General features: G+C 44.7%; 11 protein-coding genes. 8 read left to right on the top strand and 3 right to left on the bottom strand.

The window, feature by feature from the left end:
- Positions 1-110 precede the first annotated feature (110 nt).
- A complete protein-coding gene (locus tag ACBP55_RS35460; protein ID WP_464648339.1) occupies positions 111-860 on the bottom strand; it encodes a spermidine synthase in 750 nt (249 codons plus the stop codon).
- An 80-nt stretch (positions 861-940) separates the two neighbouring features.
- Between ACBP55_RS35460 and ACBP55_RS35455 the strand changes: the two genes are divergently transcribed.
- Positions 941-1852, top strand: coding sequence for a helix-turn-helix transcriptional regulator (locus tag ACBP55_RS35455; protein ID WP_464648338.1), 912 nt, complete (start codon positions 941-943; stop codon positions 1850-1852).
- A gap of 63 nt (positions 1853-1915) precedes the next feature.
- Positions 1916-2302 carry a GyrI-like domain-containing protein gene (locus ACBP55_RS35450; protein WP_464648337.1) on the top strand — a complete coding sequence of 129 codons (387 nt, stop codon included), beginning with the start codon at positions 1916-1918 and terminating at the stop codon, positions 2300-2302.
- 515 nt (positions 2303-2817) lie between these two features.
- Here the strand turns inward: ACBP55_RS35450 and ACBP55_RS35445 are convergent.
- Positions 2818-3714, bottom strand: a complete 897-nt coding sequence (locus ACBP55_RS35445) for a helix-turn-helix domain-containing protein (RefSeq protein ID WP_464648336.1) — start codon at positions 3712-3714, stop codon at positions 2818-2820.
- A gap of 122 nt (positions 3715-3836) precedes the next feature.
- Between ACBP55_RS35445 and ACBP55_RS35440 the strand changes: the two genes are divergently transcribed.
- From ACBP55_RS35440 to ACBP55_RS35425, 4 genes are all read left to right on the top strand, one after another.
- Positions 3837-4913, top strand: a complete 1077-nt coding sequence (locus ACBP55_RS35440) for a Gfo/Idh/MocA family protein (RefSeq protein WP_464648335.1) — start codon at positions 3837-3839, stop codon at positions 4911-4913.
- A 22-nt stretch (positions 4914-4935) separates the two neighbouring features.
- Positions 4936-5772, top strand: coding sequence for a sugar phosphate isomerase/epimerase family protein (locus ACBP55_RS35435; protein WP_464648334.1), 837 nt, complete (start codon positions 4936-4938; stop codon positions 5770-5772).
- Between the two features lie 265 nt (positions 5773-6037).
- Positions 6038-6526, top strand: coding sequence for a hypothetical protein (locus tag ACBP55_RS35430; protein WP_464648333.1), 489 nt, complete (start codon positions 6038-6040; stop codon positions 6524-6526).
- 26 nt (positions 6527-6552) lie between these two features.
- Complete coding sequence (locus ACBP55_RS35425) at positions 6553-6837, top strand: hypothetical protein (RefSeq protein WP_029195735.1); 285 nt, start codon at positions 6553-6555, stop codon at positions 6835-6837.
- Between the two features lie 44 nt (positions 6838-6881).
- Here ACBP55_RS35425 and ACBP55_RS35420 read toward each other — a convergent pair whose 3' ends face one another.
- On the bottom strand, positions 6882-9203 hold the full coding sequence (locus ACBP55_RS35420) for a helix-turn-helix domain-containing protein (RefSeq protein ID WP_464648332.1): 2322 nt from the start codon (positions 9201-9203) through the stop codon (positions 6882-6884).
- 154 nt (positions 9204-9357) lie between these two features.
- On the opposite strand from ACBP55_RS35420, the gene ACBP55_RS35415 reads away from it, so the two are divergent.
- Positions 9358-10881, top strand: coding sequence for an extracellular solute-binding protein (locus tag ACBP55_RS35415; protein WP_464648331.1), 1524 nt, complete (start codon positions 9358-9360; stop codon positions 10879-10881).
- A 782-nt stretch (positions 10882-11663) separates the two neighbouring features.
- Entirely contained in the window at positions 11664-13193 is a 1530-nt protein-coding gene (locus ACBP55_RS35410; RefSeq protein ID WP_464648330.1) for an extracellular solute-binding protein, read from the top strand.
- Positions 13194-13228: the final 35 nt, after the last annotated feature.

Genomic DNA, 13228 nt, shown 5'->3' with positions numbered 1-13228 from the left:
CTTGAACGATAACGTTTTTTATGTCCACATAAGAAAGTATAAGTTTTCGGTTCCCGAGAACCGCTTTCTTATTAGGTCGCTCGCTTTGAATTGCCTCGATAGAGGTTTTCTCACCTTGGGCTGCTATCCCTAATGACATAGCCTTGTCCTAGTTCAATCTCTGTGAAACCCGCCATATGGCGTGCTTGAAATGCGATTGGCTTATTTCTGCCTATAATAATGATATTTAGGATATCGGCGGCACCCTCGGATGGCAGGGCAAATGATTTGATGTAAGCATATTCCTCGCTAAGCGTCGTATGAATGGCGTTTAGAAGCGGATCATTCTCACCTTTGCCCATCAGATTCATGATGATAGATCCTTGCGAATCGAGCTTTTCCCTCGTTATCCTGAAAAATTCCCTAGATATTAAATGCAGAGGAGTACCCTTCTCCGTGAAGGCGTCTAAAAGAATATAATCGTAGGCCTGCGGTTCTTCACTCCCGAGAATTTGGCGTCCATCACCGACGATCACATTATCCTTGCAGTATCCAAAAAACCTCTTGCTTAACTCCACGACTTTATCATCGAGCTCTGCGACTTTAAATCGTTTCTCCGAATAATGCCCTGCAATCGTTCCAATTCCATGCCCAATTACAAATACATCCTCGAATGATGGGGAGTTGAAATCCATTAAATGGATAATCGCCCGTGGATATTCAAATAGGATTCGTTCGGGATTATTCAAATCCATCGCACCTTGTATAGCCTTATTGGAAAACTCCAATACTCGGAAGTTTCCTTTCTTACCATATAACTCCGGCGTGTCGTATACGGTTATCTCGTGATTATTGCTGACCTCTTTAAACAGTAAATTCAAGTCCTGCAGCTCCTTTTTTTAAAAGAAAATGTATGAATTATTTAAGCAATATGGTAATTTGATCAAACAAGGAGGATGCCATGAAAACAGCGAGAATGTTCTCCATACTGATCTATTTATTGAAGAAAAAATTAGTTTCTGCTGATGAATTAGCTAATGAATTTGAAGTAAGTAAAAGAACGATCTATAGAGATATGGATGCTTTATCAGCAATCGGAATCCCTATTATTTCGTATCTAGGAAAAAATGGCGGTTTCACATTAATCGATAACTATCAACTTGATAAATTTACGTTTAACGAAGAAGAAAAGAAATTTTTATTAGAAGGTCTAACTTTAAAAAGTGAGTTATTTGATAATCATCAATTAACCGTTTTACAAAGAAAAATAGAGCTATTGAAAGAAAATAAGGAAGAATTTCATTCTAATATTACAATAACATCATCTACATTACACCGAGAAACGATTGAAGAAGAAACAAAAGTGAAGATAAAAAAAGTACTCTCTATCATTGATGAGGGGAATAAAATTTGTATTCATTATGTGTCACAAACAGCGAATATATCTAGTAGAATTATTCAACCTTTGAAATTAAATTTTATGAATGGTAGTTGGTACTTGGAAGCCTTCTGTGAAACCAAAAAAGGTTTGAGATTATTTAAATTGACTAGGATAAGAAAGATGGAAGTCATAGATGACAAGACTAGAACTGCTTATACGGAGGCAAATGAGTACTTGACTACTAAGTCCGTTAAAGTAGAGGAGATTATATTACTTTTTTCAAAAAGTGAACTTGGTAAGTTATACGATTTTTTTACGGAAGATGAAATATCGGTACTTGGAGATGGGAGCTTAAAGGTAATCTTTCATTATGACAGCACTAAAAATATATTGCCATTCCTACTCATGTTTGGCAGGCATGTAAAGATATTATCTCCACAATGGCTTAGAAATGAATATCAGAATGAAATTAAATTTATTTATGAAAACTGACAGACTGTTGTCATACTTTGAATGTTATATTTTCTATATTAAAACTAGTAGGAGGAAATATACATGCATGCAGCAGTTACTGAAAAGCTTATTTATGGTAAAAGAATAAGAACAAATAATCAAAATACAGACAAAATACTTAGTTTGTGGGAAGAGTTTCTTCGTTTAGATGTAAAAGGTGATATATACGCTGTTTATCATAATTATTCAAGTGATTTTACAGGTGATTATGATTTGCATATTGGTTCTGAAGAACAATTTACGGATGAAAGTAGTGTCATCATTCTAGCAGGAAACTACCATGTTGTAGAGGTAGATAATACCGATCCACAGGGAGTCTTTCATGCTTGGGTGGATATCTGGAAAAGTGATATTAGAAGAGCATATAAAACTGATTTTGAATTTTATTCTCAGGATGGCAGTATAAAGATATTTCTATCAGTTGAATAATGAATCGTAAAAAGATCCACAACAATGAGTTGTGGATCTTTTCTATTTTTTTGACAACAAATTATCGATTGCGTTGTAACAACAAAAATCCGCTAACACTTGACGTTTTTCTCTGGAACACGATTTTAAAACCAATGTCATGGTCTAATAAGCAGTTTAAGGCATTGATAAGCAATCCATTAGGTACCAGCGTAAACCTACAAGGTTGAGCACTGCCAATAACACGAGCAGCAATAATTCTGCGTGCTGAACCAGGGACTAGAGGGTTTCTTGTCCAACTAATCAATACTAGATCAGGCTGTAAAACAGCTTTTGCACGAGCCATTCCGATCACCTCGCTTCTATATTAGATTCTCTATATAAAATGCAAAGTAGATTCATAATGTGCTAAACAAAAGGCGGAGTAATGAACACAGGAATGAATGATAAAAAAGACCTCTCAGCTGCCGATTACGGCGTGTGAGGTCTGGGTTTAGTGCTGAGAAGACCGTTTCCGAGGAAAACAGCCGGAGTCGCTATCCTTGCGTTACTCGTCGACCATACTCGGCTTTGCGATAGTCCTTCGGCACGATGCCTTTGCTTTCCCGAAAAATGCGGGAAAATGTCTTATACGAACCGTACCCGACCTCCAAGGCAATCTCCGTCACGCTCATGTCGGTGGATACAAGCAAGCTGCACGCATGGCGCAGTCGCAGATCGTGCAGGAAATGAACGAACGTTTGGCCGGTCGTTTGTTTAATGACCTCGCTGATGCGGGATACACTCATAGTGAATCGTGTCGCGAGGTCAGATAAAGCTAGATCCTCTTGGTAGTTGCGGTGGATGTAGTGAATGATTGGCCACACGGAAGGGCTCGTTTTCGTCCCTGAGAGCGGCGAGATGGCCGTAACTTCAGCCTGCCCCGCTTGTTTCCAACGATAACGATCGAACCGAACTAGGATTTCCTTCAGTCTCGCTTTCAGCAGCGTCTGCCTGTAGCGTTCGTTCGCGTTGTATTCTTTGTACATATCTTCAATGAGAGCACTCATTTGCTGTTGATCTTGCCCACTTAGTTGGACATAGCCCGGCAGGGTATTGGTATCATTAAACAGGCCGGACAAGCCTTGGTCGTTCCCGGGCTCCATAAGCAGGTCCATACTGAACGAGCAGTTGAAAAGGACTAAATGCTCCCCCGGATCTGTGAAAATTTCATGCACCTGATAAGGCAGTACGAACGTAAAAGTGCCTGGTGTCATCGGATGTTTCACATCATTTATGGTTTCTGCTCCCCGGCCATGGACGACATAAGAAAACTCTAGGTAATCATGGCGATGTGCCCGAAAACCACGTTCAAGCGTATTCCTGCTGAGGTGGAAAGGGAAGGACGATTCCATATTGGGATACGTTTTTAGATAATCGGGAAAGTACGTCATAATGAGGCTGATCTCCTTCGAAAAAATGGGACGTTTTCCGAAATAACGGTACGACTTCTTGCTGCACTTATTTTAACATAAAAGGAGATCGAACAGGATGTGCATATGAGGAGGAACGAACAGTGGAAAGCGTTAACAAAATTAGAGTAGGTATTATTGGAGCGGGGAATATCGGCGGGGTTCACATTCGTGAATTTTCGAAGTTAGGCAATTTATGTGAAATTACGGCGATTACGGATGCCTATCTGCCACTCGCGGAAGCGCGCGCACAGGAACACGGTATTGCTTACGTGCCAGCTACCCCTGAAGAACTTATACAAAGTGCGAATGTAGACGCTGTTATTATCGGCGTGCCCAATATGCACCATGCTTCGCTTGCTGTACAAGCGATTGAAGCAGGCAAGCATGTGCTGATCGAGAAGCCAATGGGTATTAATGCGGAAGCGGCCAAACAAATTTACAAGGCTAGTCAAGCATCGGATAAAGTTGTCATGATCGGTCACCAAATGCGCTGGGAATCCGTACCTCTTCAGATTAAGGAGCAGGTCGATGCCGGTGAGTTGGGCAAAATTTATACAGCGAAAACCGGTTGGTTCCGACGCAAGGGTATTCCCGGTTGGGGTACTTGGTTTACGAAAATGGAGGAGTCAGGCGGGGGCCCGCTGATTGATATTGGCGTTCATATGCTGGATCTTGCCCTCTACTTGATGGGGAATCCGAAACCTGTGTCAGTATCAGGCGCTACGTATGCCGAATTCGGGCCTCGCCGCAAAGGTATCGGAACATGGGGTACGCCGAACTGGAACGGTACGTACGACGTTGAAGATTTGGCTACTGCTTTGATTCGCATGGAAGATGGCAGCACGCTGACGCTGGAAGTAAGCTGGGCTGTGCATATGGATACGGACAATACACCGTTCGTTCATCTGATGGGAACAGAGGGCGGAGCGAGCTATCGCGGAGCTAACGGTAAGCTGTTAACGGAGAAGTTTAACAAAGCGATCGAGACCGATCTGAATAAACCGGATGATGATGAGGGTGAACGTCTGCGCCTCAGCCGGCATTTCCTAGATTGCATTCGCGAAGGCAAACAACCGATTACATCGGCACTCTCCGGTTATACGAACAATTTAATTCTCGATGCCATTTACGAATCTTCACGAACTGGGAATGAAGTGAAGCTGAACTGGAACGAATAACATTACACTTGGAGGGATAATCATGCTAAGAGGATTAACGGGGGCTGGACTCGGCAAGCTTGAAAGTAATGAACAATTCATCGAGTTGGCGGCAAAATATGGCTTCGGGGCCGTCGACATCGACGCGCTTGGTCTAGTAGAGAGCTACAGCGTAGATGGGGCACGTGAGCTGCTCAATAAACATGGCCTCGTCATTGGTTCCATCGGCTTGCCGGTTGAATGGCGAGGGACGGAAGAGACGTTCCGTGCAGACTTGCCGAAGCTGACACAGGCAGCAGCCGCTGCTGCTGCGCTTGGATGTACGAGCTGCTGCACGTATGTGTTACCTTCAACAGATTTGGGCGCTGCGCATTTCATGGCGTTAGCCACACGCAGACTGCGTACTTGTGCTCAAATCCTAGGTGCCTACGGCATCCGTCTTGGACTAGAATTCGTGGGGCCGCATCATCTGCGAACCCATTGGAAGCATCCATTCATCTGGACGCTGGATGAGACCTTAGATTGGATCGACGCCATTGGCGAGAGCAACGTTGGTTTATTGTTCGATTCGTACCATTGGTACACGAACGGGCTAACAGTGGCCGATATTGAGAAGCTACGCGCCGAGCAGATCGTGCATGTCCATATCAACGACGCACCTGATGTTCCCGTGGAGGAAGTGTTGGATAACGCACGGTTGTATCCAGGTGAGGGTGTAATCGACTTGGCAGGCTTCCTGCAAGGGTTGCAGCGTATTGGTTATAAGGGGGCTATCTCTCAGGAAATATTGACGGCAACGCCGCCGACAGAAACCCCCGAGAGCTTGGTTCAACGTTCCAAAGCTGGCTTCGACAAAGTGTATGCGGCAGCTGGAATTTGATTTTGTAACATAGAGGTAATGGTTTTTGAGATGGGCTCGCCTTGAGTGGGGATGGCATAGACGTGGGAAGAAGCTTGCTGACGCAAGTGTCCACGGCCACCTTCAAGGCGTGCCCTCTTTCATTTTTATGCCAAGAAAAAATTATTCGACAAAGGTTCCTAAAATCCCACCCTACGGAATGACAACCTTTTTACCCATTTTCTTATACTATTTTCTTGTCCATAGACACAACACATCACGAATTTAAAGGAGATTCAAAGGGGAAATGGAACAAGAAGACTATATCGCAGAGGCAACCTTCCATGCTAACATTTCATACCTCATTCAAGCCCAAACGAAAAAGCAAGCCTTAGAACAGGTTGCATACGAATTAGACCAAACCAACATCCAGCTTAATGAAATTACGTTAGAAAATGAACTAGGGGACTCCCACGTTTTTACGGTTCAAGAAGTTGAAAAAATGGACTGGTATGATGTAAATCATACAGAGTGCTGTAACCAATTTAGGGTGTTTGGTCGTATGCAGCTGCTTATTACTCTGCGGAGACAGAGTGACACTATGAAAGATGTGGAACAATCAACCTACCATTTGTCTCAGTCACTTGTATACGGTAAACCAGTTTTGACAATATCAGAAGGCTATAAGCACATATTTTTAACCGTTTCACAACATAAAATGGAGTGGAAAACTAAGCTTCAGGAAACGGAAAAAGAAAAGGAAACAGAAACGATTCTTTTGAGTAAACTTGCCTAAGAATAAATGAAAGAGAGGATACGATCATGCAAATCAAAAAGAAAAACGACATTGGAGAGATTTTGGACAATTTTTCATCGTTTGCGAAATGGGACCCTTCAGGAGAGAAACTCTACCTCGTATTTGCTGACAACAAACGCGGAGGGCAATGGACTTTGATGAACTACTCAGATGATCGTTTCAGCGTTCATGGACTTGGCCAAGACTATGTAGATGAGAAAGAATCGTTCTTTGAAGAACGCAACAGCGTTGTATCATTTCTATGGGATAATCGTGCGGCCCTCAAAGCTGCCGTCAAACCGACAACCTAGCATTTGGTTGCTAGAATTAGAGACAAGCAAGGAAGGCAAGGAACCTATGGATTAGGTGCCGAGCCTTCTTTCTTTTTGTCCCGATACTGGCCAGGGGTTAAGCCTTCTTGCTTGCGGAACGAACGGATGAAGTTCTGGGAATTGTTATAGCGCAGCTTGGACGAGATATCTTTGATTGGCATATCGGTTTCGGACAGCCATTTCTTAGCCATATTGAACCGGTAGGTCGATAAGTAGTCACTGAAGGAACAGTTCGTTTCTTTGCGGAAAATACTGCTCAAATAATTCGAGTTATAATGCAGCCGGGAGGCGCATTCTTCAAGCGTAAGGTCGGTATCGTAATAGTGCTGCACAAGATCAATAATCTTCTCGGAAATGTTGTGGTACTGGGCATCCTGCCGGTCGCGATAAATGCGAATCAGCGGGTGTATGACCTCTGTCCAGAACCAGTCCTCGATTTCGGCTGTCATATGCAAATTGAGAAGCTCCTCGAAGAGAGACCCTTTGTTCGGATGAATCTGATTCAAGCCGATTCCGGATTCCTGCATCACCATGAGCAGGTTATTGAGCAGCCGTGCCAATGGAATTTGATATTCCTGCGGTGTCAGCGGAGCTGCGAATACCGCTTGCAGCAGCTGCTTCAGCAGCTCTTTGGACTTATCCTTTTCGGCTAGCTTGATCGCATCAATCAATTCATTCTCGATGGGTTTCGGATAGTTTAAATTCAAGTAATGCTTCCCTGAGTTAATATTTTCATATTGAATGATGATGCCCTCACCCAGCTTGATGCGATGCTTCAAAGCCTCCAGACCTTCCCGATAGGCAATCGCCATCTGTGAGAAAGCATGAATCGGGAGGCTCATCCCGATGCTGACGTGGAGATTCAGGAAGCTATAGATATGCTGCTGCATCTGCTCGGTTAATGCATATACGGTATTGCGAAAGGCAGCTGCTTCGCTATCGGCACTACCAATCAAGGTGACTACGGTTTGGTCAATAATGATGGGAGCGAGACGCTGCTGCGAAGGAATCAGCTCCTCGATCATATTGTGCACAGCGAAGAGCAGCAGCTCTATATCCCGTTTTTCGTAACGCGTATTGTCGATAGAATCGATCTGCATCGTGATCACAGACATCGTTTTCCACTCTTCAATGTGCTTGTTATAGCCGAATTGCGCCAATTTCTCCAGCAGCTCGCTCTGTTTGAAATGCCCTTGGAAAGCTTTGATTAAGAAAAACGTTCGTACCTGGCCGATATGCTGGTGGACTTCTCTTTCCAGTTGAGACTTCGATTGGAACAAGGTATGGACATGCTCGCTGATCATTTGGAACTCGTTGGCCTTTCGCTTCTGATTCACGGACACAAGCCCCCCGATTTGGTTCAAAAGAAGCTGGATCGGCGAATACATTTTGCGCGAACCTAGCCAAGCTAAGACCATGGAGAGGAGCAGCATCAGGACGCATACATAGATCGTATAGGTACCGATTTTACTTGATTCCTTCGTCAAGCTGTCGATAGAGGTTAAGGATAAATAGGTCCAGTTGTTGAGGTTTGAACGCAGAAAGCTGACGGAATAAGGCTTCTCGTTAATATTCGCTGAGAACTGGCCCATTGGCGCCTCTAACTGCTTCAAATCTGTAAGCCCTGCTTCGGTGATGGATTTGCCGATGAGGCTTGAATCCGGATGCATGAGAATCCGATTCTGTTCATCCATAATCAAGATGTCATCCAGATGCTCGGTATCACTTTGGATCAAATCCTGCAGACTGCAGGCAGGAATGTTAGCCAGAGCCAAGCCGTATTTCTCCAGACCGGTAGTGGGCAGCTTTTTAACCAGAGAAATACTGTAGTCACAGGTAACGCTTCGCGCGTTTTCTTCGGTGAAAAACCACTTGGATGGATTAAGCGTCCAAACGCTGTTCTCCTGTGTATTCATCAGGGTCATAAGCTTATCGTAATAAGGGTAGCTGTCATAGCGGTACAAGCCCGAATTCTTAATCATCCAGTTTTCCCTGGCATTAATCAGGATGACATCTTCCAGCTTGGTATCAAAGGATTGCATATATCGAATTTCGCTGCGCAGGTCATCATACATCATGAAATCGTTTACAGTTAGCGGCATATCCATCGCCTTTTTGAGCACGGTAGAGTTGATGACCTGATTAAGTGTATGGTTGACAGTCGTTAATTTCTGCTCTACATTGGAGTTGATTTGGGTGATTAACTGCATTTTACCTTCGTTGACATTCTTTTGAATTTCACTCGACGAGGTGACGAAGGCGAAAGCGCCGATGAAGATAACCGGCAGCGTGCTGAGCAGGAACCCGAATATGGTCATTTTGCTAAGAAAACTTAAAGAGCGCATCGCATCCAACACCTATCTATCTTGAGGATGATCATTCAGCTATCTATGTATTGTAGTCAAGACAGGCGTTAAGAGCAATAATCATCTAAGTGACGGATAATCATTTTCTCTGATTTTGACTATAAAACACTGCTGCTATAAGGGGGAAGCTCTCATGAGAACAAGTTTACATGGCAAGGGTTTTAAGCTTTTTGGTCTCCTTTTGATAGGGCTGTTGATGGCTGCTTTGATCAGTGCTTGTCAGATAAATAGCTCGAAAAAGACAGAGGATGTGAACGGCAATCGTCCCGTTATATCGATTATGGCGCCGCTGCATTTTCCGCATCCGCCCATCCCTGAATTGGTTCAGGAAATCGAGAATCGCACACAAACTAAGCTGGATCTGAACTGGGTTCCGGACGGAATTTATACCGATAAAATGAACACCGCGCTCACCACAAACTCATTGAAAAAAGCAACCTATGTGAAATATACGGACTATATGCTGATGAAAAATTCGATCCGTTCCGGCGCATTTTGGGATATCGGACCTTACTTGGCGGCGTACCCGAATCTGAAACAGCTGAACAAGGAGATTTTGGGACAGGCAGCTGTCGATGGCAAAATCTATGGCTTGTACACCGAGCGGCCCTCCTCTCGGCAGGGCATTATTATTCGTGAGGATTGGCTGAACAATCTGAAGCTGGCTAAGCCGACGAATCTAGATGAGCTGTATCAGGTATTGAAAGCTTTCACGTTCGGTGATCCTGATCTGAATGGGAAGGCAGATACCATCGGTCTGACGGACCGGAATGATTTGGTTTTTGGTGCGTTCAAAACGATCAGCTCTTATTTCGGTACTCCGAATAACTGGGGTACTGATGGCGCTGGAAAGCTAGTCCCTGAGTTCGAAACCCAGGCCTACGTGGACACGATGAACTATATGAAGAAACTGTATGACGAGAAGCTGATCAATGCGGATTTCGCAGTCACCAGTAAGGAAGTTCAGCGTGATAAACTCATTCGCGGCATTGCGGGCGTCTATATTGGCAGCATGCAGGATGTGCAGCGTCTTTCGGATGAAGCTCAGCTCATTAACCCGAAGGCGAAGCTTACGCTCGTGAACCATATCGAAGGCCCAATGGGTTTTAAAATTTGGTCGATTCCCAATTATAGTGCGCTCTACCTGTTCTCGAAAAAAGCGATTCGCACCGAAGCGGAATTGAAGCAGGTCCTTCAATTTTTTGATCGTTCGATGGATAAAGATGTCGCCAACTTGATGAAGTACGGGCTGGAGGGACGTCATTACACAGCCAAAGGAGATCAAGTTCAACTCTCGGAAGAGACCTCGAAGCTCCGTGTGAATGAGGTGAATGCGCTGTATGCACTCATGATTGCTGATCTGAACAATCCAAAGGTCATGCGCGTCTCGGAGAGCGAGTCCTTGTCGCAGCTCGCGGACCGACTGAGTTTGGACAACGAGAAAAACGTCGTCAAAGACCCGACTGTTGGTCTGGAGTCGAAGACCTACGACGAGCGAGGCATCGAATTGTACAAAATTGTATCTGACGCTACGTACAATTACATTTTGGGGAAACTGGATAAAGCCGCATTCCAGCAAGAGATTGAGCGCTGGAAGCGAAATGGCGGCAGCCAGATGATAAGAGAGTACAATGAGGCTTATGGGAAGCGAGGTTGAGATAAGGAAACCGCTGGCGCAGGTGCGCGGCGGTTTTTTTTCTTTTTTGTGAGTTGGTGGAGGAGCTGAGCAGCTACGGGAGAGGCCCGTCTAGGCTGGAACGATGATTTTCATCGTTAAAGTTGCTTATGAGCGCGCGTGAGTGAGTGTAGCGATGAAAAACATCGCTACAGCATCAGGAAGAGTGCCTAACTGGTTAAAGTGCGAGCTGAGACGATGATTTTCATCGTTAAAGTCGCGTATGAGCGCGTACGAGTAAGTGTAGCGATGAAAAACATCGCTAAAGTAGCAGGAAGAGTGCCTAACTGGTTAAAGTGCATGCTGGGACGATGATTTTCATCGTTAAAGTCGCGTGTTGGTGCGCGAGTAAGTGTAGCGATGAAAATCATCGCTACAGTGGCGGGAAGAGTGCCTAACTGGTTAAAGTGCGAGCTGAGACGATGATTTTCATCGTTAAAGTCGCGTATGAGCGCGTACGAGTAAGTGTAGCGATGAAAAACATCGCTAAAGTAGCAGGAAGAGTGCCTAACTGGTTAAAGTGCGAGCTGAGACGATGTTTTTCATCGTTAAAGTAGCTTATGAGCGCGTACGAGTAAGTATAGCGATGAAAAACATCGCTACAGTGGCGGGAAGGGACGATAATCATCTCCCCGACCGATAATCTTCATCTCACATTTTTACTGTGTGGGGCTTAACTGAGCAAATGATTATTTCGGTACCTCCCTGCGGCCGTGTAGTGTGGAATTTGTAGCACACAACAATTTCGCGGAGGTCTAACCAATATGAAGAGAAAATTAGTCTCGATTCCACTTAGCGTTCTGCTCGTTTCCAGCTTTGCGCTGGCAGCTTGTTCAGACGGGGGGAAGTCAACTCCTGCAGCTACGACTGGTGTGGTGGAGTCGCCTAAAGCAACGGCAGACAACAAACCGACGGCGATCACGATTATGGCACCGCTGAACACAGCGCAAACGCCGCCCGATACGATTATTAAAGAACTCGAAAAGTTAACGAACACGAAGTTAACGTATCAATTTTTCCCGGCTGATACGTATGAGGAGAAGCTGAATACAACGTTTGCTACAGGGGCACTGCCGCAAGTCACTTACCTGAAAAATCAGGCGACATTTATTCAGATGAAATCGGCCATTCGTGACGGACAATTCTGGGAAATTGGTCCTTTGCTGAAGGACTTCCCGAACCTGAGTAAATTGAAGTCTACAACCAATGATAATACGAAAGTGGATGGCAAGCTTTACACGCTATATCGCGGTGTAGATATTGCCCGTCAAGGCCTCATCTATCGGAAAGATTGGGCGGATAAGCTGGGACTGAAGCCACCTGCAACAACCGAAGATTTGTATGCCATGATGAAGGCGTTCACTGAAAATGATCCTGACGGCAACGGCAAAAAGGATACTATCGGCTTAACGGATCGCAACGATCTCATTTACGGATCATTCAAAACCGTTGCCACTTGGTTCGGTGTACCGAACAATTGGGGCATTAAAGATGGCAAGCTGCAGCCTGAGTTCATGTTTCCCGAATATGTAGCGACAATGGATTACTACAAGAAGCTGCGTGATGGTGGACTTATCAACAAGGACTTCGCGGCTACAAGTAAAACGGATCAACAGAAGCTGTTCACCAATGGAACAGCGGGTATGTATATCGGTGCCATGACAGATGTTGCATCTCTCAATAAAGATCTGATCAAAAATGTGCCTACAGCAGTAGTAGATGTACACAGTATGGTTGCTGGGCCAAGCGGTAAATTCGCAGCATGGGCTCTTCCTGGCTATGCGAACGTCGTTCTGTTCCCGAAATCCGCTACGAAAACAGAAGCTGAGCTAAAGAAAGTCTTGGCGTTCTTTGACAAAATGATGACGCCTGAAGTTGCCAACCTTGCAAACTGGGGCATTAAAGATGCTAACTACAGCGTAATCGACAACAAAGCAAAGAAGCTGGATGAAGAAAAGTGGACACGCGAAGTTAAGCCTTTCACGGACGCGGCCATTGGTGATGAAGATACGTCCGGCAGATACTTGGGTATTCCTACGATTCCTGCTCAAGGTAAGGCAGATGAACTCAAGATTGCCAACCTGCAGTTCGCTGTGCAGGATCCGGTAGCTGCTCTGGATTCGAAAACGAACCAGGAGAAGGGCGCTCAACTTCAAGATGTGATTAAAGATGCAACGAACAAATATATCTATGGCACGATTGATAAGGCTGGTTTTGATAAGGCTATTGAAGATTGGAAGAGTCGTGGAGGCAGCAAAATTATCGAGGAATACAACGCTGTTTATAAAAAATAATGAGATAGTCGTGAAGCATGCAGATTGAAGGCGGG

This window comes from Paenibacillus sp. WG02 (genome assembly GCF_055396115.1).
This window is presented reverse-complemented; position numbering and strand designations above follow the sequence as displayed.